Below are 24,298 nucleotides of genomic sequence, written 5' to 3'. Positions count from 1 at the left end.
CTAATGGTATGTTGCGCTCATGACTCTAGCCGGAAAGACCGTCCTCATGTCCGGCGGCAGCCGCGGCATCGGCCTGGCCATCGCGACCCGCGCGGCGCGGGACGGGGCGAATGTCGTTCTGCTGGCCAAAACCGCCGAACCGCATCCGAAGCTGGAAGGCACCGTCTACACCGCCGCGAAGGAGATCGAAACCGCCGGCGGGCAGGCGCTGCCGATCGTCGGGGACGTGCGCTCCGAGGACGACGTGCTCTCCGCGGCCGAAGCGGCGGCGACGCAGTTCGGCGGCATCGACATCGTCGTCAACAACGCCAGCGCGCTCGACCGGTCCGGCACCGAAGAGCTCTCGATGAAGCGCTACGACCTCATGCAGGACATCAACACGCGAGGCACGTTCCTGCTCAGCAAGGCGGCGATCCCGCACCTGCGCAAGGCCGCGAATCCGCACATCCTGACGCTTTCGCCGCCGCTGAACCTCTCCCCCGCGTGGATCGGCGCGCACCTGGGCTACACGCTCTCCAAGTACGGCATGAGCCTGTGCACCGTGGGCCTCGCGGAGGAACTGAAAGCGGACGGAATCGCCGCGAATTCACTGTGGCCGCGCACCCTCATCGACACCGCAGCGGTGCGCAACATCATCGGCGGCGCAAGCCAAGCGCGCACGCCGGAGATCATCGCCGATGCTGCGTACGCGATCCTCACCCGACCGTCGCGCGAATGCACCGGGAATCTGTTCATCGACGACGAAGTACTCGCCGCCGAAGGCGTAACCGACCTATCCCGCTATCAGCGCGGCGAAGGCGAACTGACACTCGACATCTTCGTCGACCCGGCCTGATCCCGCATCCGGTCGAACTCCCCGGGCAGCGTCTCGCCCTCGTTCATCCTCGCCAGCAGCTTGTGCAGCGAATCGTGGGAACGCTGCGGAAGGTCGCTGAGCACGTGCTGGTCGAGGTCGACCAGCAGTTCGTTCGCCTTGCGCAGCGTCTTCCGCCCCGCGTCGCTGAGGTCGACGACGTAGCGCCGCCGGTCTTCGGGGTCTCGGGCGCGGGCGGCGAGTCCGAGGGTCTCGAGGTCGTCCAGGCTGCTGACCATGGTCGCCGGGTCGATGCGCAGGTACGCGCCCAGCGACAGCTGCGACATCGGGCCGTTGTCGGCCAGCGCCTGGAGGACGCTGTAGTGCCGCACCCGCAGGCCCAGCCCGTGCAGCCGGTCCTCGGCGAGCCGGAACACGACCTGGCCGAGTTTGACCAGCAGGCAGCTCGTGTGCTCCCCGATCCCGCCCGGCACCAGCGGACCTGACATCGTTTCCCCTGCCCATCATTAGCGGACCGTACGAATCCGATGATACGGGCCGGTCACGCCCGCAGCCGCACACTGCCGTCCATGGCCGCGAAAGCGCGCCGCACGTGCCCGGGGAGTTCGCCCGGCGCGCAGTCGGGCAGCCATTCGTCCAGCGCACACCGCCAAGCCGCCACACAGAACTCGACGAGCAGTCGCAGTTCGAGACGGGAATCGCCGAGCCTGCGCACGATTTCCGCCTCGGTTTCCGCGCAGTGCCGCAGGGTGTGCCCGTTCAGCGCCGGGGATTCGTCGATCAGCCGGAGCGTCGCGGGGAACCGCTGGTACCAGTTCTCGTCCATCCGGCCGAGGGTCGCGAGCATCGCGTCGCGGAAGACGTCGGCGAGCGGGCCGGACTTGGCGGTCTCGTCCAGGACCTCGAGGTAGGCGCTCCAGAGCTCCTTGACCGCGGCGAGCGCGACGTCCTCCTTCGAGCGGAAATTGCGGAAGAACGTCCGGCGCGACACCTCGACCTCGTCGAGCAGCGCGTCGAGCGGGGTGGCGTCGAATCCGCGCTCGCTGAAGATCGCGATCGCGGTTTCCACCAGCGCTTGGCGGGTGCGCTGCTTCTTGCGCTCGCGCAGCGTGAGCGGTCCGGGGTCGGTCATCCGCGGCAGTTTACCCAGCACGCACCGCGGGCGCATATGCTATACAGAAGCAACTGCCACACTGTGGCACATTGACTTCCAGGGGGTTCCCGACCGTGCGTGCACTCGTTGTCGACCACACCGCGCCCGCGCATTTGTCCCTGGCCGAGGTCGCCGACCCGGTCCCCGCGCCCGGCGAGGCGCTGGTCCGGGTCGCCGCGGCGTCGCTCAACTTCGGCGAGGTCAAGGACGCCACCGATCCGTCCGTCCCGAACGGCACCGTGATCGGCTGGGACGCGGCGGGCGTCGTCGTCCAGGCGGCCGCCGACGGTTCCGGCCCGGCCGCCGGGACGCCGGTCGTCACGCTCGGCACAGCGGGCTGGGCCGAACTGCGCGCGGTGCCGACGAACCTGATCGGCACCGTTCCGGATGGCGCTGACCTTGGCGCGATCAGCACTCTGCCGGTCGCCGCGCTGAGCGCTTTGCACGTGCTGCGCCGGATGGGCCCGGTCCTCGGACGGCGGGTGCTGATCACCGGCGCGTCCGGCGGGGTGGGCCGGTACGCGGTGCAGCTCGCCGCCCGCGCCGGGGCGGAGGTCGTGGCGATCAGCCGGGATCCGGCTCAGGAGAAAGGCCTGCTCGCGCTGGGTGCGGCCGAGGTGCGCACGTCGGTCGCCGATGTCGACCGGCCGGTGTTCGCGGTGCTGGACAACGTCGGCGGGCCGGATCTCGTGGCCGCCTTCGCCGCGTTGGAGGCGGGCGGCACGCTGATCAACGTGGGCCGCTCAGCCGAAGCGGACGCGGTGCTGCCGCCGGAGGCCTTCTTGGGCACCGAGGGGCGGCACGACCGGTCGATCCGCACGTTCTTCCTGCTGGCCGATCCCGCGGCCGGCTTCTCCGCCGACCTGACCTGGCTGGCCGCCGAAACCGCCGCCGGACGGCTCGACCCGGGCATCAGCTGGCGCGGGCCGTGGGACCGGTACGCGGAAGCGGTGCAGGCGCTGGTCGGCCGGAGGTTGCGCGGAAAGGCGGTACTGGAGATCGGCTGAGCGGACCGGACGCGGCACGCGTTAACCTGGCCTCACCCGACAGCGCGAGAACCACGGAACCCAGGTGAACCAGACCGGAGCACAACCGCCAGCCGGAACGCAGGCCATCCGCCGGGCGCTCGGCATCCTGCGGCTCCTCATGGACGAGGACGGGGAACTCACGCTGTCCGCGATCGCCCGCAAACTGGACCTCACGCCGGGCACGACGCACCGGGTCGTGGGCGCGCTGAGCGCCGACGGGCTCGTCGCGCACAACCCCCGCACCGACAGCTACCACCTCGGCCCCGGCTCGATCCTGCTCGGCCAGGCCGCGCAGCGGGTGCACGGGCTCCAGCTCGCGCTGCCGGTCATCCAGCGGATCAACGCCGACACCGGGGAATCGGTCAACATCACGATCCGCGAGGGCCACGAATCGGTGGTGCTGCTGCGCGCGCAGTCGACGCTCCCGCTGCGGTTCGAGCAGCACCCCGGCGCGCGTTTCCCGTTGTACGCCACGGCTTCCGGCAAGGCGATGCTCGCCAATTCCCTCGACGCGGAGTCCTACCTCGCGCGCCTCCCGGAGCAGCTGCCCGCGCTGACGCCGCACACCCTCGCCACCCGCGACGCCCTCGCCGTGGAGCTGGCCGAGACGCGCGATCGCGGATACAGCATCGACAACGAGGAAAACGTCGCCGGAGTGCGCTGCGTCGGCGCGGGAGTCCTGGACGACCGCGGTCTGGCCCGGGCGGCGGTGGTGATTCAGGTGCCGACTGTTCGGCTGCCCGAGGACCGGATTCCCGAGCTGGGCGCTCTTGCGATCGAGGCGGCGAAGGAGATCGCGCCATTCCTGCCGCCGGACCGGCTCACTCGCTACTGACGTCGCCAGGCGTACGTGAGGGGAACCCTCAGGGAATCTGATTCCCTCAGGGTTCCCCTCACGTACCCTCGGCCCCGCCGGACTGCGCCCCATCGATGGTCATTCAAGTGCCGACTGTCCGGCTGCCCGAGGACCGAATTCCCGAGCTGGGCACCCTTGCGATCGAGGCGGCCAAGGAAATCGCGCCGTTCCTGCCGCCGGACCGGCTCACTCGCTACTGACTCCGAGGGCCCGCGCCGTCAGCGAAGCAAGATGCGCAGGCTGATGCTCGGACAACTGCCGAATCTGCGTCCGGCAGCTGAACCCGTCCGCATGCACCACCGTCCCTTCCGGCGCCGCACGGAGCGCAGGCATCAGCTGGTGCTCCGCGACCGCGACGGAAACGTCGTAATGCCCCCGCTGGAACCCGAAATTCCCCGCCAACCCGCAGCAGCCCTCGCGCAGCACTTGCGAATGCTCCGACAACCGCCCGAGCAGCTGCGAATCGGCGTCGTAGCCGAGGTCCGCGTGCTGGTGACAATGCACCTGAGTGAGCAACGGAGCCGCGGACTTCGTCAACGCTGGAAGCTCGCTCTCCCCGACATGCTCCGCGAACGTCCGGACACTGCGCTTCAGCAAGGCCGTCCGCGGATCCTCCGGCAGCAGCTCCGAGCCGTCCTCCCGGAGGGTCGCGGTGCAGCTCGGCTCCAGGCCGATCACCGGAATTCCCTGCTGCAGCCACGGATCCAGCGCATCGAGAGACCGGCGCAAGACCCGGCGCGCGGCGCTCAGCTGGCCGGTGCTGTGCCAGGTCAGTCCACAACAGACGGTCCGCTCCGGGATGACCACCTCGTGACCCAGGGCTTCCAGCACCGCGACCGCGTCCCGGCCGACCCGGGGGTCGAAGAAGTTCGTGAAGGTGTCCGGCCACAGCACGACTTTCGACGAGGACGTCACCCGCTCCCGGCGGCGGAACCACGAAGCGAACGTCGGCGACGCGAGCTGCGGCAAAGCGCGTTCGGCGGCGATCCCGCCCAGGCGGTTCAGAACCGGCCGGAGCGAGCCGCCCGCGACGGCGTTGATCGCGCGGGCGAACGGGGCGCCCAGCCGGAGCCATCGCGGCAGCGCGCCCATCGTGTAGTGCGACATCGGGCGGATCCGTCGCTCGTAGTGGCGGCTGAGGAATTCGGTCCGGTAGGAGGCCATGTCGACGCCGACCGGGCAGTCGGATTTGCACGCCTTGCAGCCGAGGCAGAGGTCGAGCGCGTCGCGGACTTCGGGTGAGCGCCAGCCGTCCTCGATGACGTCTCCGGCCAGCATTTCGAACAGCAGGCGCGCCCGGCCGCGGGTCGAGTGTTCTTCCTTGCCGGTGGCGCGGTAGCTCGGGCACATCATCCCACCCGACGCGGAGACGCATTTGCCCACGCCCACGCATCGCCGGGACGCCGCGGCCAGGTCGCCATCGTCGGCGTGCAGGGCGAGCCGGGCCCGGGTCGGCAGGATCGGCGGGGCGATGACCGTGCGCAGGTCGGCGTCCAGCGGCGCGGGATCGACGACGCGGCCGGGGTTCATGCCGTTCGTGGGGTCGAAGGCGGCTTTGAAGTCGGCGAACGCCTGCATCAGCCGCGGCGAGAACATCAGCGGCAGGAGTTCCGCCCGCGCTTGGCCGTCGCCGTGTTCGCCGGACAGCGAGCCGCCGTGGGATACCACGAGTTCCGCGGCCTCGACCATGAACGACCGATACGCTTCCTTCGCTTCCGGGGCGGCCATCGGGAAATCGATCCGCACGTGCAGACAACCGTCGCCGAAATGGCCGTAGACCACGCCTTTCCGGCCGTGCTTGTCCAGCAGCAGGTCGAATTCGCGCAGGTACGCGCCGAGCCGGTCCGGCGGGACCGCGGAGTCCTCCCAGCCGGACCACGCCTCGGAGCCGTCCGCCAGCCGCGTCGCGAGACCGGCGCCTTCCTCCCGGATCCGCCAGAGTTTCCGCTGGGCAACAGGATCCTCCACGACCAGCGACGACGCGCCGACCTGCGGGGCACGCGCAGCGACCTGGCGGGCGACGGCCAACGCCTCCGCCGCGTCATCGCCGCCGGTTTCCAGGTACAGCCACGCCGTTCCGTCCGGCAGGGTGCTGCGGTCGCCGGGTTTCCGGGCGTCGAGAGCGGCGACCAGACCGGCCTCGATGCCTTCCATGGTCAGCACCGGCAGGTCGAGCAGCGACGGGACCGCGTCGGCGGCGGCGATGCTGTTCTCGAAACCCAGCACGGCGAGGGCGCGCGTCGCCGGGATCGGAGCCAGGTCGACGACCGCGCTCAGCATCGTCACGCAGGTGCCCTCGGAGCCGACAAGGGCCTTGGCGACGTCGAAACCGTTCTCCGGCAACAGGTATTCGAGGTTGTACCCGGAGACTCGCCGGGGCAGTTTCGGGTAGCCGAGCCGGATGTCGGCCAGGTATTCGTCGCGCAGGTCCCGCAAGCCGCGGTAGAGCGCACCGACCGAATCCAAGCGCGCGCAGAGTTCCTCCAGCTCCGCCGGTGAGGTGGGACCGACCTCGAGCCGGGTTCCGTCGAGGAGGGCGATTTCCAGCGCGCGGACGTTGTCGACCGTCTTGCCCCAGGCCACCGAATGCGAACCGCAGGCGTTGTTGCCGATCATGCCGCCGATCGTGCACCGGCTGTGCGTCGACGGGTCCGGTCCGAAGGTGAGCCCGTGCCCGGCGGCCCGTTCGCGCAGCCGGTCCAGCACGAGACCGGGTTCGACGCGCGCGGTGCGGGCGGCGGAGTCGAGGTCCAGCACGCGGTTGAGGTGCCGGGTGAAATCCAGGATCACCGCGCGGTTCGCGGCCTGGCCGCCGATGCTCGTTGCCGCGCCGCGCGGGAGGACGGGCGCGCCGTGGTCCGCGCACACCCGCAGCGCCGCCACCACGTCGTCGGCGCTGCGCGGCCGCACCACGAGCAGCGGGACGTGCCGGTAGTTCGACGCGTCGGTGGAGTGGGTGGCGAGCGTGGCCGGGTCGCCGGCGACCTCGCCGGACACCGCCCGCGCGAGTGCTTCCTGCAGTGCCGATTGCGAACGGGCTCGGGCCGGCATGGGCGTCTCCTGGGAAATCGGGGGTTCACAGCGCCGCGGTCGCCGGGCTACCGTGAAGGCTCGCCACATAGTGGATATAGCTTCCACATGTTGTCAACATCGACGTGAGGAGTGGTCTCCTTGACCGACATGCCCCGCAACGAAAGCGTCTTCACCTGGGCCGCGCCCCCGCTGAAGTTCGGTGCCGGCGCCCTCGACGAGCTGGGCGCGGAGGTGGCCGCCCGGCAGGCCAGGTCGTGCCTGATCCTCACCGACCCCGGCGTCCGCGCCACCGGCATCCCGGACCGGGCGCTCGACTCGATCCGCGCGGCCGGCGTGAAGAGCGAGATCTTCGACGGCGTCGGCGTCGAACCGACCGACGCGAGCATCGACGAGGCCGTCGCCTACGCCCGCCACCCGGTATGGGACTGCTTCGTCGCGATCGGCGGCGGCTCGGCGATCGACACCGCCAAGGCCGTCAACCTGCTGACCACGCACCCCGGCGAACTGCTCGACTTCGTGACCCCGCCGATCGGCGCGGGCAAGGCCCCGTGGCTGCCGCTGAAGCCGCTGATCGCCGTCCCGACCACCGCGGGCACCGGGTCCGAATCGACCACGATCTGCGTCGTCGACCTGCTCGGCCTGCACCTCAAGGCCGGGGTGAGCCACCCGTCGCTGCGCCCGTCGCTGGCGGTCGTCGACCCGCGCACGACGATCAGCCTCCCCTCGGCGGTCACCGCGGCCAGCGGCATGGACGTCCTCTCGCACGCGCTGGAGAGCTACACCAGCGTCGCGTTCGACGCGAAGCCCGCGCCGGAAGACCCGATGAAACGGCCGGCGTTCTGCGGCTCCAACCCGATCAGCGACGTCTGGTGCGAGATGGCGCTGACGTTGGTGGGCAAGCATTTGCGCGCCGCTGTCCTCAATGGACGCGACCTGACCGCGCGCACCCAGATGGCGCTCGCGTCGACCTACGCCGGAACCGGTTTCGGCAACGCCGGCACGCACCTGCCGCACGCGAACGCGTACCCGATCGCCGGTGCGGTGAAGCAGTACCGCGCCGAGGGCTACCCGGAGATGCCGATGGTCCCGCATGGCCAGGCCGTGTCCGCGACCGCCGCCGAGGTCTTCCGCTGGACCTATCCCTCGGCGCCCGAACGGCATCTGCACGCCGCGCACCTGCTGTCCGGCGGCCAGACCTTCACCGCCACCGACGGCGCCGACGCGCTCCCCCACGTGCTCGCCGAGCTGATGGCCGACATCCAGATGCCGAAGGGACTGCACGCGTTCGGATACGGCGACGAGGACATCGCCACCCTCGTCGACGGCACCCTCAAGCAGACCCGTCAGCTGGCTGTCGTGCCCCGTCCGGTCACCCGGGCCGCGCTCGAAGACATCTTCCGCCGTTCGCTCTGACCCTCGGGAGTTATCAATGGCGACAACTCCGGAAAAGAGCACCGACGTCCGCCTGGTGGTCGCGTCGAGCGTGTTCGGCACGACCGTCGAGTGGTACGACTTCTTCCTCTACGGCACCGCCGCGGGACTCGTCTTCAACAAACTGTATTTCCCCGGCTCCGATCCCCTGGTCGGCACCGTGCTGGCCTTCGCGACCTTCGCGCTCGGCTTCCTCGCCCGCCCGGTCGGCGGATTCGTCTTCGGCCACCTCGGCGACCGGGTCGGGCGCAAGAAGATCCTCGTCGCGACCATGCTCATCATGGGCACCGCGACCTGTCTCATCGGGCTGCTGCCCGACTACCGGATGATCGGCCCGGCCGCCCCGATCATCCTCGTCGTCCTCCGGCTGGCCCAGGGCGTCGCGGTCGGCGGCGAATGGGGCGGCGCGGTGCTGATGGCCACCGAGTACGCCCCGGCCGGGAAACGCGGACTCTACGGCAGTTTCCCGCAGATCGGGCTGGCCATCGGGCTCACGCTGGGCACCGGCGTGCTGGCGCTGCTGAACGCGGTCACCAGCGACGAGGCGTTCCTGTTGTGGGGCTGGCGAATCGGCTTCCTGCTGTCCGCCGTGCTGGTGGTGGCGGGCCTGCTGATCCGGGTCAAGGTGATGGAAACCCCGGCCTTCCGCACGATGGCGGCCGAGGAGGGCACCGCGACCGTGCCCGCCGTCGAACTGGTCCGCGACCGGCTCTCCCGGCGGCATCTGCTGCTCGGCATGGGCAGCCGCTTCACCGAGGGCGTGGCGTTCAACGCGTGGGCGGTCTTCGTGATCTCCTACGGCAGCGGAACGCTGAAGCTGGACCGGCAGCCGCTGCTGGTCGGCGTGATGATCGCGGCCGCGGTGATGGTGGTGTTCATCCCGGTGTTCGGCCGGGTCTCCGACCGGCTCGGCCGACGCCGGACCTTCACCACCGGAGCCGTGACGACGCTGGTGCTGGCGATCCCCGCACTGGCGGCACTGCACAGCGGCAATCCGGTGCTGATCACGCTCTCGCTGATCGCGGTGCTGGGCATCAGCTACCCGGTGATGTACGGCCCGCAGGCGGCGTTCTATGCCGAACTGTTCCCGATTTCGCGGCGGTGCACCGGGATTTCGGTGGTGTACCAGCTTTCCGGCGTCGTGGCTTCAGGGCTGACCCCGCTGATCCTGGCGTATCTCGCCGGGAAGACCGGCACGACCGGCATCCTGGTCTACCTCGCCGCGACGACGGTGGTGAGCGTGGTCTGCACGCTGGCGATCCGGCAGAGCGACCTGTTCGAGGACGACGAGCGGATTTCCGCGCCGGCCAAGGAGATTCCCCGGTTCACCTGAGCGGCGCGCCTCGTGAGCGGCGGCGCCGGCTCTCACCGGCACCGCCGGCTCACGACGCCGATCACCTCGAGCACCCGCTCCCGATCCGCGGACCGGAGACAGAGGTAATGCCCCGCCTCGGGCAGGATCTCCACCTCCGCCCGCGGAACCAACCGCCGGAGATTCGCCGCCGCCGCAACCGAATCGTGGACGACACTGCGCCCGCCGAACAACGCCACCACCGACGTCCGAATCCCGCGAAGCTCCTCGTCCGACGGACAAGTCTGCAGCGGGATCCTGGCCCGGTAGGCATGGATCCCCGCGACGACCACCTGCGCGGCGGGCTGATCGAACACGTCCTCCCCCGCCGACCAAGCCACGAAACGGCGCCAGTCGCGGTCGCGGTTCAGCACCATCGCCGTCAGGGCGCGGCGTTGGGTCTCGGCCGAGAACTTGACGCTGACCGTCGTCGGGTCGAGCAGGCAGATCGCGGCGAGCCGGTCCGGAGCGTGGATCGCCTGGTTGACCGCGTGCCAGCCACCGGTCGAGCCGCCGACGAGGCAGACCTCAGTCAAGCCGAGCCCGGCCAGGACGTCGTCGAGCCCGAGGGCACGGTCGCGGATATCGGCGAACGGCCTGGTCTGGACACTGCGCCCGGCTTCGCCGAGAGTGTCGACCGCATAGACCGGACCGTCGAGCCCGGGAATCAGCGGCGCGTAACACCCGGACGTGGCCATCAGGCCTGGCAGCAGCACGACCGGGCGCTCGCCAGTGCCGAACCGGTACACGCGAGTCGTTCCGTGGCGGCACGCGACGTCGAGGACCTCGTCGGGCCGCGGGCATTCCCGCAACGCCTGCTCATAGACCGTGAAATACCGGTGCCGTGCCTCGGGATTCTTGAACCGGCCGATCTTCTTCATGGTCCGGGACGCTAGTTCGCGGGCACCCGGCCGGTCTTGGACGAAAGTAAGATGGCGGCATGGCAGAGTGGTCGCTCGTCGTCCCCCGCCGGGACATCACGGCCTCCCGAGGGCGGCACGTCTTCGGAAGCTCCCGAGTCCCCGGCGTCCTCGACTACGCGGGCCACGAGTTCCCGGATTCCGCCGAAATGCCTTGGCGGGTAACGCCATTGGGCGCGCTCACCATGATCCTGGACTTCGAGGCGCCCGCCCGGTCGCTGCCGCTGTCGCCGGTCTTGGGGCTGCGAGACCGGCCCCTGCTCGTCTCGCAAGCCGGACCCGCACGGGGCGTCACGGTCGCGCTGACGCCCGCCGCCGCGCACGCGTTGTTCGGATTGCCGCTGCGCCTGCTGGCGAACGCGAACGTCTCCGCGACCGATCTCCTCGGCCCTGACGCCGTCCTGCTCACCGAACAGCTCGCGTCCGCGCCCGACTGGACCACGCGGTTCGCCCTGCTCGACGACTTCCTGCTCCCCCGCGTCCGGTCCGGACCGGCCCTGGCCCGCCCGGTGCACGCCGCGTGGCAGCGGCTGACTTCCGCGCCGGTCCGGGTCGACGCGGTGGCCGCCGAGATCGGCTGGACGCGGCAGCATCTGACGGCCCGCTTCCGCGAGCAGATCGGCCTCTCGCCGGGAACCGTCGGACGGATCGCCCGCCTGCACCGCGCGGTGTCCCGGCTCCCGGCGGCGCGATCCTGGGCAGAATTGGCGCTCCACTGCGGATACGCCGATCAATCCCACCTGAACCGCGATTTCCGCAGTCTTACCGGGTGTACCCCTACCGAATACGTCACCGGGTAGGGCCGGCCGCCTCGGTGAGCTGCTCCCGCAGCGTGCCCAGCGTCCGGGCCAGCAACCGCGAAACCTGCATCTGCGACAGTCCGACCCGTTCGGCGATCTGGCTCTGCGTCATGTTCGAGAAGAACCGCATGACGACAATCGCGCGCTCCCGTTCCGGCAGGCTCCGCAGCAGCGGCTTGAGCGTTTCCCGGTCCTCGAGCTTCTCGATTTCCGGATCCTCGTCGCCGAGGGTGTCGGCCAGCGCGATCGAGCCGCTGTCGTCGTGGGCCGGGTAGTCGATGGACGCGGCCTGGTACGCGTTCCCGGCGTGCAGGGCCTCGGTGACCTCGTCGAGATCGAGGTCGAGGTGGTCGGCGAGTTCGCGCGCGGTGGGCGCGCGGCCGAGGCGCTGGCCCAGGTCGGTGGCGGCCTGGCCGATCGTCACGTGGAGTTCCTTGAGCCGCCGCGGGACGCGGACCGACCAGGTGTGGTCGCGGAAGTACCGGCGGACCTCGCCCATCACCGTCGGGACGGCGAAGGCGACGAAATCCGTCTGCCGCGCCGGGTCGTAGCGGTCGACGGCGTTGATGAGGCCGATCCGCGCGACCTGCAGGAGGTCCTCGGACGGCTGGCCGCGCCGGGCGAAGCGGCGCGCGATGTGCTCGGCCAGCGGGAGGTGTTCCTCGATGAGGCGGCGGCGCAGCCGGGAGTGCTCGTCGGTGTCCTCGGCGAGGTGGCTGATCTCCTCGAACAGCACCGCGCAGTGGCGGTAGTCGTCGCGCCGGGTGCGGGTCATGGTCGCCGCGGTCATGTAAATCCTCCTGACAGCCGAAGGGAACGTGACTCGTGTAGTGCCATGGAGCGCATCGCGTCGCCGACGCTAATCATCCTTAGTGGACAGTGCTCGGCGCCGCAAGGCGAGCAGGCGGCGGATCCGCGTGCTCGCCGGGGCGCCAGGCAGCCGGAGTGTCATGGCCGGGTGGTACCCGCCCGAGAGCAAGATCAATCAGGCGGCCACCCGAATGGGGGCTCAAGTCACATCGCGCCGACGCGGCAGAGTGGCGCGATCGCCGACGGAACGCAAGACCGGCGGGGCGAGTTGCCCGATGCGGTGACCGTCCCTCGCGCGATGCGGTGACGAACCGGAGAACCTGCGGAACGACGCTGGCAGCGGCGAAATGGCGGAGAACGACGAGATCCTCGCCGGAATCGGTTTCGACCGCGGTCAACCATCCGTGGACCTGGGTCGCGACAGCAGAATTGCGGACGCCTCTCCAGCGGGAAGGATCAGCTTCCGGACCGCCATCGCCCGCGCACCGAACGGCGGTCGGCGCGGCTGAGCACGCCCGAGGTGTCGCGTGTCCAGTGGCCGCCGCGGGAATCGGTGAAGGACAGGCCGGGCACGGCGGCCGCGGAGTACAGGTCGTCCACCGGCATGGCGTCCTCGCCGAACGGCAGCGCGCGGACGGCGGTCGCGCCCGGCGGGATGATCGCGAGCCGGGTGCAGTGCGGCTCGTCCTCGTCCGGACGGTTGATCTCCAGCGAACAGTCGAACACCGGTGCATCGCCGCTGTTGTGCGCGCACACGACGTAGTCCTCGTCCCGGTCGTGCCGAGCGCCCTCGTCGAGCCACGCGGAGACCGACTGCGCCTGCTGCTCCTGCCGGACTTCCGCCTGGTCTTTCCGGTTGAGCAGCATGATCCACACATACGAGGCGAACCCCAGCAGCGAGCCCGCGCTCCCGATCGCCGATACCCACGTCGCGGTCAGTTGTGATCCCATTTCCGCTGATCTTCCCCGATCCGGCCGCGCTGAAACCCGGTCCGGCAGAGGTTTGGACCTTCACCGGCCGGGGTACCAAGAGCGCGGCGCGGAACCCCTTCCGCTCCCGGACTTTCGTTGCCGCGGGGACGCCGGTGGTGCCAAGACACCGCCGGCGTTTCTGCTGTCCACAGTGGACTCAGACGTTCAGGTCTTCAGCCACGCAGGACGAGCGCCCTTGCGCAGTGTGCGCCATTCTTCGGCGAACCGGTCCTGCAACATCTTCGCCGCGGCTTCGTCCCGGCCGTAGAGGAGACCGAAGGTGAACGTGTTCTGCTTCTCGCTGAAGCCGTCGATCGCGAAGTGCCGCAACGCCGCTCGGTCGACGACGGTGTCCTGATGCTTGCCCAGCGTCTGCTGCACCGCCTTGACGTGCTTGCGCCACGTGCGCAGCTTCTTGCCGAACACCGGCCGGACGGCGTCCGCGGCATAGCGAGCGCGCTTGGCCTTCTTCCGGACGTTGTGCAGTGCCTTCTCCAGTTCGGTACCGCTGAGCCCCTCCGTCGCCGCGGCGGCTCGAGAGAGCTTGCGCGCGGTCTTGCGCAGAGGTTTCCGCAACGACTTTTTGCCCGCCGGGCGCATCGTGTCGAGCAGCGCGGCGATCGACCCCAGCAAAGTCACGTATCGGGTGCTGGACAAGGCTTCCGTCGCGCGGGCCAGTTCAGTTTGGGAAGCGCGGGCGAAGTCGCGGGTCAGGTATTGCCGCAGTGGCCCGAAAACCAGCTCCGGCGGGACCTCGTCGAGACAGGATTCGAGGCGCGCTTGGCTGACCTCGGTGTCGCGCGCGGGGGCGAGTTCGCTTCCGAGCCACTTCAGTTCCGCCGCGATCGCGTTGGCTTTCTTCTTGCCCACCAAGGGTTTGAACGTCTGAAGCGCGCTCCGCAGCTTCCGCGCCGCGACCCGGAGCTGGTGCACCGAATCGTCTTCCCCGACGCGAAAGCCCAGGTCAGCGCGACGCAATCGCTCGAATTGCTCGCGGAGATACGCAGCCAGGACCTCGTTCGAGCCACGCTTGCCTTCGGCGGTGTCTCCGATCAGGCGTTGCAGCTTCGACGGCCACCAGGCGTTCTCGGCGCCGCGCTTCCGCAAGGTGCGATCGAGCCGGTCGAGCAGCTCAGGTCCCGCCTCGACGTCCAGCTCGCGCCAGCGGTCCAGCCGAACCGCTTGTCCCCCAAGGAATTCTCCGGTGACATGGTCGTCCGCCAGCGTCGCCAGGGTCCGGCCGGACGCGTCGGCCAGACGGTGTGTGAACCGGTCGGTCCGCAGTTGCGCGACCGGACGCAGCTTGCGGTCCAGCGTGTACGCGCGGACCAGCTTCACGACGGCCGCAGGCATCGTCGAGTCGTCGAGCGGAAACCGCAGCTCGTGACCGGACGTTCTCAGGCACCACCCGGTGTCGCTGCTTCTTCGCAGCGTGATCCCGGCTCTGGTCAACCGGAAGTCCTTGGTGTCGTAGTAAACGGTCTCCAGCGTCCGCTCGGCGGGTGCTTCCTGTGTGATCCCCTTGCCCGCCAGCTGCGGCACCCGGGCTTTCAAGCTCAGCTCGTATTTGCGTCCGGACTCTGCTCTTCGCATTCCCCGCTCCTTCAGTCGTTGTCGGCGGCGCCGGCGACGGCCTCGGCGATCGCGGGCACGAGGCCCTCGTCGAAGACGCTGGGCACGATGTGCTCCCGGTCGAGATCGTCGCCGACCGTCTCGGCCAGCGCGTGCGAGGCCGCGAGCAGCATCCGCGCGGTCACCTTCGGGGCGCCGGAGTCGAGCAGCCCGCGGAACATCCCCGGGAACACGAGGACGTTGTTGATCTGGTTGGGCAGGTCGCTGCGGCCGGTCGCGACGATCTCCGCGTGCTCGTGCGCGGCGTCCGGGTCGACCTCCGGATCGGGATTGGCCAGCGCGAACACGATCGCCCGGTCGGCCAGCCGCGCGAGGTCGTCGCCCTTGAGCAGGCCGCCGACGCTCACGCCGACGAAGACGTCCGCGTCGCGCAAGGCGTCCTGCAGGCTTCCCTGGACCGCGTCGCCGCGGTTGGTGTTCTCCGCGAGCCACTGCTTCTCGCCGGTCAGATCGCGTTCGCCGTGCAGGGCGCCTTTGCTGTCGCAGACCACGATCCGCTCCGCGCTGAAGTCGGCCTTCAGCAGCAGCCTGGCGATCGCGGACCCGGCAGCGCCCGCGCCGGAGATCACCACCGAGGTGTCCCCTGGCGTGCGGTCGGTCAGCTTCAGCGCGTTGTGCAGGGCGGCGAGCACGGCTATCGCGGTGCCGTGCTGGTCGTCGTGGAAGACGGGAATGTCCAGCTCGTCGTGCAGCTGCCGCTCGACGGTGAAGCACCGGGGCGCGGCGATGTCTTCCAGGTTGATCGCGCCGAAGGACGTCGCGAGGTCCTTGGCCGTGCGCACCAGGTCCTCCGGCTCGCGGCTGACCGGGCAGATCGGCCACGCGTCGACGTCGGCGAAGCGCTTCAGCAGCGCCGCTTTGCCCTCCATCACCGGCAGCGCGGCGGCCGGGCCCTGGTCGCCGAGCCCGAGCAGCGCGGAACCGTCGGAGACGATCGCGACGGAGTTGCTGCGCACGGTTTCCCGCGCCAGCACCGAGGGGTCCTCCGCGACGCGCTTGGCCAGCTCGGCGACGCCGGGCGTGTAGTGCTCGGCGAGGTCGTCGGCGTCGTCGAGCCGCACTCGGGTGGTGACTTGGATCTTTCCGCGACTGCTCATGGCAGCCGGATACCCGGCCGCGCGGCGGCGGAATCCTGCTCGGTCCGTGAGGGGAACCCTCATTGACTCTGATTCCCTCAGGGTTCCCCTCACGTACCGGGAAGACCCGCGCCGGGCGCCGTCAGTCGAGCACGAGCGCCGCGTCCGGTTCGGTCACCCGGAAGCTGAAGCTTTCCTCCAGGTACAGCGTGAGCGTCTCGGCGTCGTGGTGGCGGTAGCCGACCGAGAGGTCCTGGCCGAGTTCCAGCACGAAGTCCCCGCCCGCCAGGCTCAGCACGACCGCGCCGGTCAGCCCCGGCGTGCGCTTGACCCGGCCGCCGCCGAGGGCGCGGCGGAGGTGGTCGAGCACGAGCAGGCCGCCGTGTTCGGTGCTCTCCACGATGGCGGTGTAGCCGTCGGGGTTGATCGCGAGCGCGTACGGTCCTTCGATTCCGTTGCACCGCAACGTGTTCACCGCGTTGGCGACCACGTGCGGATAGCGTTCCGGATCGGTGCCCAGCGTGCCGTGGTCGTACGGGCTCGCCTCGACGATGCCGGTGATCCCCGCCTCCGGCCAGCCGTGGAACACCGCGCGGTTCTCCAGCAGGCCGACCTGCGCGGCGGCCTGGTCGAGGTCGTCGAACTCCAGGTCGTCGGCGCCGCGTTCGGCGTCCTCGAGTTCCTTGCGCTCGACGGTGAACGGCACGCGCACCTCCACCAGCGGCAGCACCCGGCGCTGCTGCGCGAGGGTTTCGCGTTCGCGGGCGGTTTCCGGCGGATCGACGCGCCGGGTCCGGCCGAGGGAGGTCGCCGAGTGCGTCCAGCCGTGCGGGCCCTCGACGTCGACCATCTTGCGCGCCGCCAGGTGCGTCGCCAGCCGTTCCCGCGCCTCGTCGTCGATCTGCTTCCAGCCCTCGGCCGGGATCGGCGCGAGCTCGCGCATCAGGTGGTTCATCATGCTCCCTTCAGGCTGCCGATGCCCAGCGAACCGTCGTCCGGCGGGGTCTTGCCGGCCTTGCGCTCCTGCTCCTCGACGTAGCGCTCCGGGTCGACGTCCCCGGTGTCGATGCCCTTCCCGCCCTCGTGCTCGGCCTTGAACGCCAGGAACTTCCGGCCGAGTTCCTCGCGCAGGCCCGGGTCGGCGTGCTTGCGGAAATCGGCGAGCGCGTCGTCCTCCTCCTCGGCCATGTGCTCGCTGTTGGCGGTGCGGGCCTGCCGGACCGCCTCGAGCCAGGCCGCGCTGCCCGCCGGGTGGCGGCGGGTTTCGGCGACGGCGTCGCGGATCTCGTTGTGGTCGCCGACCGCGTCGAGCGTCTCGTCTTCAGCGTCGGCGCCGCGCTGGATCAGCTCGGGGTAGAAGACCGCTTCCTCCGCGGCCGCGTGCAGGTCCAGCAGGTCGGCGAGCGGTTCCCAGGCCCGCGCCAGCTCGTCCGGGCCGTCGAGGTCGTCCAGTGCCGCGAACGCCCGCCGGAACCGCTCGTGATCGTCGAGGATCAGGCTGGTGATGTCCGTCATGGCCCTCGACGTTAGCTCTCCCGGCGGCGGCGCGCTCGTCGTGTTTGCCCGAGGCCGCTTGCGGGTAACGGGATCCGATGGTCGCGCGTCAGGAACCGGGAGCCGAGCCGCCGGACACCACCAGCCTCGACAAGCTCCGCCGAGCAGCCGGCGAGTGCCGCGGCTGCGGGCTTTATCGCGACGCCACGGCGACGGTTTTCGGCGTGGGCGCCAAGAGTGCGGACATCTTCGCCCTCGGCGAGCAGCCCGGCGACCAGGAGGACCGGCGCGGCGAACCGTTCGTCGGACCGGCCGGGAAGCTGCTCGACAAGGCGCTCGGCGACGCGGGACTGGACCGCGATTCGCTGTATCTCACCAACGCGGTCAAGCACTTCAAGTTCAAGCTCCGCGGCAAACGCCGGATCCACGAAAAGCCGGCCCGATCCGAGGTCGTCGCGTGCCGCCCCTGGCTGGTGGCCGAACTGCAAGCGGTACAGCCGCGGCTCGTGCTGCTGCTGGGCGCGACGGCGGCGCAATCGGTGTACGGCAGCAGTTTCCGGCTCACCCAGCATCGCGGCGAACCGCTGGATCCGCCGGAAGAGTTCGCCGAACTGTTCGCCTCGGCGGTCGCCACCGTGCACCCGTCCGCCGTGCTGCGCGCGCCCGACCGCGACACCGCGTACGACGAGTTCGTCGCCGACCTGCGCGGCCTCTGACGTTTGCCGCTCCCGGCAAGGGGAATCCGGCCGCCATGAAAGCAGTGACCTGGCACGGCAAGCGGGACGTGCGAGTCGACCACGTCCCTGACCCGAAGATCGAGGAGCCGACCGACGCCGTCGTGCGGGTGACCTCGACCGGCATTTGCGGGTCCGACCTGCATCTCTACGAGGTTCTCGGCCCGTTCATGACCGAGGGCGACATCCTCGGCCACGAGCCGATGGGAATCGTCGAGGAGGTCGGCAGCGGCGTGAGTTCGCTGAAGCCCGGCGACCGCGTGGTGGTGCCGTTCAACATTTCCTGCGGACACTGCTGGATGTGCGAGCGCGGGCTGCAATCGCAGTGCGAGACCACCCAGGTCAAGGATCAGGACAAGGGCGCGGCGCTGTTCGGCTACACGAAGCTCTACGGCCAGGTGCCCGGCGGGCAGGCCGAGTACCTCCGCGTCCCGCAGGCGCAGTACGGGCCGATCAAGGTGCCCGAGGGCCCGCCGGACGAACGGTTCGTCTACCTGTCCGACGTGGTCCCGACGGCGTGGCAGGCCGTGCAGTACGCGGACGTCCCCGACGGCGGTTCCGTCGTGGTCTTCGGCCTCGGCCCGATCGGCCAAATGTGCGCGCGGGTCGCGCTGCACCAGGGTGCGGGCGAGGTGATCGGCGTCGACCTGGTGCCGGAACGGCTGGCCCGGGCCCGCGCACACGGCGCAACGACGCTGGACCTGCGCGACCACCGGCAGATCGGCGACGCGATCCGCGATCTCACCGGCGGCCGCGGCGCGGACTCGGTGATCGACGCGGTCGGCATGGAAGCGCACGGCGCGCCGATCGGGAAACTCGCGCACAACCTGGTCGCGCTGCTGCCGCAGACGCTGGGCGCGAAGGTGACCGAGAAGGCCGGGATCGACCGGCTGAGCGTGCTGTACGCGGCCATCGACAGCGTCCGGCGCGGCGGCACGATCTCGCTGTCCGGCGTGTACGGCGGGATGGCCGACCCGATCCCGATGATGGAAGTGTTCGACAAGCAGATCCGATTGCATACCGGGCAGGCGAACGTCCGCCGGTGGATCGACGACGTCCTGCCGGTGCTCACCGCGGACGGGGACCCGCTGGGCGTGGAAGGCTTCGCGACGCACAAACTCCCGCTGACCGATGCGCCGCGCGCCTACGAGATGTTCCAGAAGAAACTCGACGGAGTGCAGAAGATCCTGCTCGAACCAGCGGCGTAACGGGGTGCGTCCGGGCTTAACGGCCCGGACGTTCCTCCGCCGCGCGCTGAGCCAGCCGTTCCCGCTGCGGAACCACGACGTACTTCGGGTCCTTTGTGGACTCCACCCCGGCCGCGTACACCCCGAACCGCGTGCACAGCCCGGACGCCAGGTAAGCCGCCCCCGCGGCAACCCCCGCCGCGCGATGGCGACGCGCAGCCAACGACAACGCCGCCCCAGCCGCGGTGAGAACCTTGGCCGCCTTCAACAACCGACCGGCCCGGCCGGTCCGGTACGGCTCCGAAGCCAGCCCCAAGCCGGTCTCCAAGTGATGCTCGGCAGCCAATTCCGCGGCGGCACCGGCAATTCCAGCCCGCACGACGGGACCGTTTTCCTTCCGCGGCACCGCGATCAGCGCGATCCCCGCCCCGCTGGTCAGCGCGCTGCCCGCGAACAGCACCGGCAGCGTCCCGTGCGCCTCGTGCCAGGACGGCGTCGCAGTGTCGGCCAGCAGCACCGCGGTATACGTGCACATCGCCGGGCCCAGCACGCCCGCGCCCGCGCCCGCCAACCGGCCGAGCCGCGGGAAACGGCCGGTCACCGCGGAGAAAGCCGCACCGGCGGCGAGACCGGAGAACGGCGACAGGATCCACGATCCCACCGACAGCGGCGACGTCGGCTTGAACACGCGCAGCATGTTCAGGAACCGTGTCGGCTTGCCGAGGTCGTGGATCAACGCGACCACACTGGCGATCGACCCGCCCGAAGCCGCCAGCCGACCGACCTTGGCCAGCTCCGGCCGTCCGGTCATGTCGGCGAGCGCGGCCAGCGACGCGGACGCACCGGCCGCGCCGCCGAGGAACAGGTACAACGGCACATCCGGCTGCTTCCAGGCGGGCTCCTTGAGGATCGGCCTGCCGTAGTACGACCGGAATTCGGCGGGCTCGACCATCGCGCGTTCGCGGCGGGGGCTCATCGGCGCCGTCCCAGGAACGACACGACCAGCGCCGCGGCCACCCCGGCGGCGGTCGTCGCGGCCCGCTTCCACATCTGCGGCAGGTCGCGGGTCGTCACGACCGGGTCCGGCGGGAAGCCGTAGACCTCGGGTTCGTCCAGCAGCAGGAAGAACGCGCCGTCGCCGCCGACCCCGTCGCCCGGATCGTGCCCGTAGAGCCGCGCCTCCGGCACACCGTCGTCGTGCAGCGCCGACACCCGCGCGGCGGCGCGTTCCCGGAGTTCGTCCAGCTCGCCGAACTGGATGGAGTCGGTCGGGCACGCCTTGGCGCACGCGGGTTCCATCCCGGCGCCGAGCCGGTCGTAGCAGAGGGTGCACTTGAACGCGCGGCCGTCGCTCTCGCGTTTCTCGATGACCCCGTACGGACACGCCGGAACGCAGTAGCCGCAGCCGTTGCAGATGTCCTGCTGCACCACGACCGTGTCGAATTCGGTGCGGAACAGCGCGCCGGTCGGGCAGACGTCGAGGCAGGCCGCGTGCGTGCAGTGCTTGCAGACGTCGCTGGACATCAGCCAGCGCACCCCCGGTTCTTCCGGCTGCTGCTCCGGCGCCCCGACCGTCGGCATCCCCAGGTCGACCGCGGGCTGTTCGATGAACGCCACGTGCCGCCAGGTGTTCGAGCCGAGGTCGCCGGTGTTGTCGTAGGACAGGCCGAGCAGGTCCTCCCCGCCCGCCTCCGGGACGCCGTTCCACTCCTTGCACGCGACCTCGCACGCCTTGCACCCGATGCACACCGACGTGTCGGTGAAAAAGCCCATCCGGGGCTGGGCGCCGTACTCAGCCATTGGCTCGCCTCCGGTACTCCGCCACGAACTCCAGCAGCTCCGGCCCGCGCGGCCGCCGTCCGGGACGGATGTCGCAGGTGGCCGCTTTGGCCTCCTGGATGTGCACGTTCGGGTCCATCACGATCGAGAGCAGGTCGTTGGCCGCGTCGCCGCGGGACAGCCCGTTCGGGCCCCAGTGGTACGGCAGCCCGACCTGGTGGACGGTCCGGCCGCGCACCTTGAGCGGTTTGACCCGGTCGGTGACCAGCACGCGGGCCTCGATCGCCGTCCGCGCCGACACGATGGTGGCCCAGCCGAGGTGGACCAGCCCGCGTTCGGCGGCCAGCGCGGGCGAGATCTCGCAGAAGAACTCCGGCTGCAGCTCGGACAGATACGGCAGCGTCCGGCTCATCCCGCCCGCCGTGTGGTGCTCGGTGAGCCGGTAGGTGGTGAACACGTACGGGTAGACCTCGCTGCGCGCCGGGTTGTACTGGTTCACCGGGCTGTCCAGCGTCTGCCGCACCGGCGATTCCTGCTGGCCGTACAGCGCGTTCGCGACCGGGCTCTCGAAGGGCTCGTAATGCGTGGGCAGCGGGCCGTCGGCCAGCCCGGCGGGGACGTACAGCCAGGCCTTGCCGTCGGTCTGCATGATGAACGGATCGCGGCCGCTCAGCGCGTCCTGCGCCTTCGCCCCGTCCGGCGGGACGTAGCTCGGCGCCTTGGTGGCCTCGAAGTCCGGGACGTCCGGGCCGGTCCACTTGGACTCCTCAGCGTCCCAGTACACCAGCTTTTTCCGTTCGCTCCACGGCTTCCCGTCCGGATCCGCCGAGGCGCGGTTGTACAGGATCCGCCGGTTCGCCGGCCACGCCCAGGCCCAGCCGCTCGCGATCCAGTCCTGTTCGGAGCCCGGCTGCCGGTTCGCGGCGTGATTGTGGCCGTCGGCGCGGACGCCGCAGTAGATCCAGCAGCCACAGGACGTCGAACCGTCGTCCTTCAACTGGGTGTACGACGAGAGCGGACCTTCCGGGCCGTGGCCGTTGATCTCCGCGAGCACGGACTCCGCGCTCGGCTCGGCGGTCGGGCCCTCGGTCGGATAGCTCCAGGCGAGATCGCGCAGCGGGGCGTCGCGTTCGCCGCTGCCGGCGCGCTCCCGGATCAGCCTGCCGAGGTGGTAGTAGAACCACAGGTCGCTGCGGGCGTCGCCGGGCGGTTCGACCGCTTTGTGGTGCCATTGCAGCAGCCGCTGGGTGTTGGTGAAGCTGCCGTCCTTTTCGGTGTGCGCGGCGGCGGGCAGGAAGAAGACCTCGGTGCCGATCTCCTCGGGCTTCAGTTCGCCGGTCTCGATTTCCGGGCCGTTCTTCCAGAACGTCGCGCTCTCGATGAGCTGCAGGTCGCGGACCACCAGCCAGTCGAGATTCGCCAGCCCGAGCCGCTGGAACTTCCCGTTGGCCGAGCCGACCGCCGGGTTCTCGCCGACCAGGAAGTACCCCTTGCACTCCCCCGCGATCTGCTGCTGGACCGTCTGGTATGTCCCGTGGTCGCCGGTCAGCCGCGGCAGGTAGTCGAAGCGGAAATCGTTGTGCGGCTGGGCGCTGTCGCCCCAGTACGCCTTGAGCAGGCTGACCGTGTACGAGCGCATGTTGCCCCAGAAGCCGGTCTTGCCGGCGTCTGCCTCGACGAAACTGTCGAGGTCGAGGTGCTGGTGCGCGTGCGGCATCGGGATGTAGCCGGGCAGCAGGTTGAACAGCGTCGGGATGTCGGTCGAGCCCTGGATGCTGGCGTGCCCGCGCAGCGCGAGGATGCCGCCGCCGGGACGGCCGATGTTGCCCAGCAGCGTCTGCAGGATCGAAGCGGTGCGGATGTACTGCGCGCCGACCGTGTGGTGCGTCCAGCCGACCGAGTACACCCACGCCGTGGTGCGGTCGCGGCCGGAGTTCGCGGTGATCGCCTCGGCGATTTCGGTGAACTGCTCGACCGGCAGGCCGCAGACGTCGGCGACCGCCTCGGGCGTGTAGCGGGAGAAATGCCGTTTGAGGACTTGGTAGACGCAGCGCGGATGCTGCAGGGTCTCGTCGGTTTTCGGTTTGGTGTCGATCGCCGCGCCGCCGCTGCCGTAGGACTCGGCGCGCGCGGACGTCTGGTGCTTCTCGCCGCCGTGGTGCCCGCCCGGCTGCCCCGGGTCGCGGTGGCCGGCCGCCGGGGCCGCCTCAGCGTCCTCGTACGCCCAGGTCGAGTTGTCGTACTGGCGCTTTTCCGGGTCGAAGCCGGAGAAGAGGCCGTCGAGGTCCTCGGTGTCGGCGAACTCCTCGGTCAGGATCGCCGCGGCGTTCGTGTAGGCCACGACGTACTCGCGGAAGTCCAGTTCGTGCTGCAGGACGTAGTTGATCAGCCCGCCGAGGAACGCGATGTCCGAACCCGCCCGCACCGAGGCGTGGACGTGCGCGACCGCGCTCGTGCGGGTGAACCGCGGGTCGACGTGGATGATCTTCGCGCCGCGGGCCTTCGCCTCCATCACCCACTGGAACCCGACGGGATGGCATTCGGCCATGTTCGAGCCCTGGATGACGATGCAGTCGGCGTTGGCGAGGTCTTGCTGGAACGTCGTGGCGCCTCCACGACCGAAGGAGGTCCCCAGACCGGGAACCGTGGCGGAGTGTCAAATACGGGCCTGATTTTCGATCTGTATCGCGCCGAGCGCGGTGTACAGCTTCTTCATCAGGTAGTTCTCTTCGTTGTCCAGCGTCGCGCCGCCGAGGCTCGCGAAGCCGAGCGTGCGGTTGAGCCTGCGGCCCTGGTCGTCGGCGTCCTGCCACGTCGCGGCGCGCGTCTCGAGCACGCGGTCGGCGATCATGTCCATCGCCTGGTCGAGGGACAGCCGTTCCCAGTCGGTGCCGTACGGACGGCGGTAGAGGACCTCGGTGACGCGGCTCGGGCTGGTCACGAGCTGTTTGCTGGCCGAGCCCTTCGGGCACAGCCTGCCGCGGGAGATCGGCGAATCCGGGTCGCCCTCGATCTGGGTGACCGCGCCGTCCTTGACGTACACCTTCTGCCCGCAGCCGACCGCGCAATACGGACAGACGGAACGGACTACCTTGTCGGCGTCCTCGGTGCGGGCGTGCCAGCTTTCCGATCCGCGGGATTTCGCCGCCGAGGCGCGCGCAGTGCGGTCGGGACCGGCCAGCTGCCGGTACACCGGCCAGCCTTCGATCCACTGCCGCATGCCCACGC

The 24,298-nt window shown here is 70.1% G+C and carries 21 protein-coding genes; 8 read left to right on the top strand and 13 right to left on the bottom strand.

Annotated elements, in window-relative coordinates; translation table 11 throughout:
• The first annotated feature begins 19 nt into the window (after window positions 1-19).
• Window positions 20-835: an SDR family oxidoreductase gene (locus EIZ44_RS14180; RefSeq protein ID WP_134728991.1), complete on the top strand. Its 816-nt coding sequence runs from the start codon at window positions 20-22 to the stop codon at window positions 833-835.
• Here the strand turns inward: EIZ44_RS14180 and EIZ44_RS14175 are convergent.
• On the bottom strand, window positions 784-1,302 hold the full coding sequence (locus EIZ44_RS14175) for a MarR family winged helix-turn-helix transcriptional regulator (protein WP_134728990.1): 519 nt from the start codon (window positions 1,300-1,302) through the stop codon (window positions 784-786). The two genes, EIZ44_RS14180 and EIZ44_RS14175, sit on opposite strands and share 52 nt — an antisense overlap.
• Before the next feature lie 53 nt (window positions 1,303-1,355).
• On the bottom strand, window positions 1,356-1,946 hold the full coding sequence (locus tag EIZ44_RS14170; protein WP_037810731.1) for a TetR/AcrR family transcriptional regulator: 591 nt from the start codon (window positions 1,944-1,946) through the stop codon (window positions 1,356-1,358).
• Between the two features lie 95 nt (window positions 1,947-2,041).
• Here EIZ44_RS14170 and EIZ44_RS14165 point away from each other — a divergent pair, with 95 nt between their 5' ends.
• Entirely contained in the window at window positions 2,042-2,974 is a 933-nt protein-coding gene (locus EIZ44_RS14165) for a zinc-binding dehydrogenase (RefSeq protein ID WP_134728989.1), read from the top strand.
• A gap of 64 nt (window positions 2,975-3,038) precedes the next feature.
• Complete coding sequence (locus EIZ44_RS14160) at window positions 3,039-3,830, top strand: IclR family transcriptional regulator (protein WP_134728988.1); 792 nt, start codon at window positions 3,039-3,041, stop codon at window positions 3,828-3,830.
• A 207-nt stretch (window positions 3,831-4,037) separates the two neighbouring features.
• Here the strand turns inward: EIZ44_RS14160 and EIZ44_RS14150 are convergent, their stop codons facing one another.
• Window positions 4,038-6,902, bottom strand: a complete 2,865-nt coding sequence (locus tag EIZ44_RS14150) for an FAD-binding and (Fe-S)-binding domain-containing protein (RefSeq protein ID WP_134728987.1) — start codon at window positions 6,900-6,902, stop codon at window positions 4,038-4,040.
• 129 nt (window positions 6,903-7,031) lie between these two features.
• On the opposite strand from EIZ44_RS14150, the gene EIZ44_RS14145 reads away from it, so the two are divergent.
• Both EIZ44_RS14145 and EIZ44_RS14140 read left to right on the top strand, forming a co-directional pair.
• Window positions 7,032-8,297, top strand: a complete 1,266-nt coding sequence (locus EIZ44_RS14145) for a hydroxyacid-oxoacid transhydrogenase (protein ID WP_134729183.1) — start codon at window positions 7,032-7,034, stop codon at window positions 8,295-8,297.
• Window positions 8,298-8,313: 16 nt separating this feature from the next.
• Window positions 8,314-9,648 (top strand): MFS transporter, encoded by a 1,335-nt coding sequence (locus tag EIZ44_RS14140; protein WP_134728986.1) that lies wholly within the window; start codon window positions 8,314-8,316, stop codon window positions 9,646-9,648.
• A 32-nt stretch (window positions 9,649-9,680) separates the two neighbouring features.
• Here the strand turns inward: EIZ44_RS14140 and EIZ44_RS14135 are convergent, their stop codons facing one another.
• Window positions 9,681-10,547 (bottom strand): alpha/beta fold hydrolase, encoded by an 867-nt coding sequence (locus EIZ44_RS14135; protein WP_134728985.1) that lies wholly within the window; start codon window positions 10,545-10,547, stop codon window positions 9,681-9,683.
• A gap of 59 nt (window positions 10,548-10,606) precedes the next feature.
• Here EIZ44_RS14135 and EIZ44_RS14130 point away from each other — a divergent pair, with 59 nt between their 5' ends.
• Window positions 10,607-11,386: a helix-turn-helix domain-containing protein gene (locus EIZ44_RS14130; RefSeq protein ID WP_134728984.1), complete on the top strand. Its 780-nt coding sequence runs from the start codon at window positions 10,607-10,609 to the stop codon at window positions 11,384-11,386.
• On the opposite strand, the gene EIZ44_RS14125 is transcribed toward EIZ44_RS14130, so the two are convergent.
• From EIZ44_RS14125 to EIZ44_RS14100, 6 genes are all read right to left on the bottom strand, one after another.
• Window positions 11,376-12,176 carry a SigB/SigF/SigG family RNA polymerase sigma factor gene (locus EIZ44_RS14125; RefSeq protein WP_167754119.1) on the bottom strand — a complete coding sequence of 267 codons (801 nt, stop codon included), beginning with the start codon at window positions 12,174-12,176 and terminating at the stop codon, window positions 11,376-11,378. The two genes, EIZ44_RS14130 and EIZ44_RS14125, sit on opposite strands and share 11 nt — an antisense overlap.
• 476 nt (window positions 12,177-12,652) lie before the next feature.
• Window positions 12,653-13,147, bottom strand: coding sequence for a hypothetical protein (locus EIZ44_RS14120; RefSeq protein ID WP_134728983.1), 495 nt, complete (start codon window positions 13,145-13,147; stop codon window positions 12,653-12,655).
• A gap of 186 nt (window positions 13,148-13,333) precedes the next feature.
• On the bottom strand, window positions 13,334-14,761 hold the full coding sequence (locus tag EIZ44_RS14115; RefSeq protein WP_134728982.1) for a CYTH and CHAD domain-containing protein: 1,428 nt from the start codon (window positions 14,759-14,761) through the stop codon (window positions 13,334-13,336).
• Between the two features lie 11 nt (window positions 14,762-14,772).
• Window positions 14,773-15,897 carry an NAD(P)-dependent malic enzyme gene (locus EIZ44_RS14110; RefSeq protein WP_134728981.1) on the bottom strand — a complete coding sequence of 375 codons (1,125 nt, stop codon included), beginning with the start codon at window positions 15,895-15,897 and terminating at the stop codon, window positions 14,773-14,775.
• A gap of 121 nt (window positions 15,898-16,018) precedes the next feature.
• Complete coding sequence (locus tag EIZ44_RS14105; protein WP_037810716.1) at window positions 16,019-16,831, bottom strand: family 1 encapsulin nanocompartment shell protein; 813 nt, start codon at window positions 16,829-16,831, stop codon at window positions 16,019-16,021.
• Window positions 16,831-17,391: a hemerythrin domain-containing protein gene (locus EIZ44_RS14100; protein WP_134728980.1), complete on the bottom strand. Its 561-nt coding sequence runs from the start codon at window positions 17,389-17,391 to the stop codon at window positions 16,831-16,833. The genes EIZ44_RS14105 and EIZ44_RS14100 overlap by 1 nt, the downstream gene beginning before the upstream one ends.
• Window positions 17,392-17,468: 77 nt before the next feature.
• Here EIZ44_RS14100 and EIZ44_RS14095 point away from each other — a divergent pair, with 77 nt between their 5' ends.
• Both EIZ44_RS14095 and EIZ44_RS14090 read left to right on the top strand, forming a co-directional pair.
• Entirely contained in the window at window positions 17,469-18,086 is a 618-nt protein-coding gene (locus EIZ44_RS14095; RefSeq protein WP_134728979.1) for a UdgX family uracil-DNA binding protein, read from the top strand.
• Between the two features lie 35 nt (window positions 18,087-18,121).
• Window positions 18,122-19,312 carry a zinc-dependent alcohol dehydrogenase gene (locus tag EIZ44_RS14090; protein ID WP_134728978.1) on the top strand — a complete coding sequence of 397 codons (1,191 nt, stop codon included), beginning with the start codon at window positions 18,122-18,124 and terminating at the stop codon, window positions 19,310-19,312.
• Window positions 19,313-19,328: 16 nt separating this feature from the next.
• Here the strand turns inward: EIZ44_RS14090 and nrfD are convergent, their stop codons facing one another.
• From nrfD to fdh, 3 genes are read right to left on the bottom strand one after another with little or no spacing between them, the layout of a single operon-like run.
• Window positions 19,329-20,267 (bottom strand): NrfD/PsrC family molybdoenzyme membrane anchor subunit, encoded by a 939-nt coding sequence (gene nrfD, locus EIZ44_RS14085; protein WP_134728977.1) that lies wholly within the window; start codon window positions 20,265-20,267, stop codon window positions 19,329-19,331.
• Complete coding sequence (locus EIZ44_RS14080) at window positions 20,264-21,091, bottom strand: 4Fe-4S dicluster domain-containing protein (RefSeq protein WP_037810706.1); 828 nt, start codon at window positions 21,089-21,091, stop codon at window positions 20,264-20,266. The genes nrfD and EIZ44_RS14080 overlap by 4 nt, the downstream gene beginning before the upstream one ends.
• A complete protein-coding gene (gene fdh / locus EIZ44_RS14075) occupies window positions 21,084-24,296 on the bottom strand; it encodes a formate dehydrogenase (protein WP_240691298.1) in 3,213 nt (1,070 codons plus the stop codon). Before fdh ends, EIZ44_RS14080 begins: the two co-directional genes overlap by 8 nt.
• Window positions 24,297-24,298: the final 2 nt, after the last annotated feature.

Source organism: Amycolatopsis nivea, from assembly GCF_004522235.1.
In the GTDB taxonomy this organism is placed as follows: domain Bacteria; phylum Actinomycetota; class Actinomycetes; order Mycobacteriales; family Pseudonocardiaceae; genus Amycolatopsis; species Amycolatopsis nivea.
This window is presented reverse-complemented; position numbering and strand designations above follow the sequence as displayed.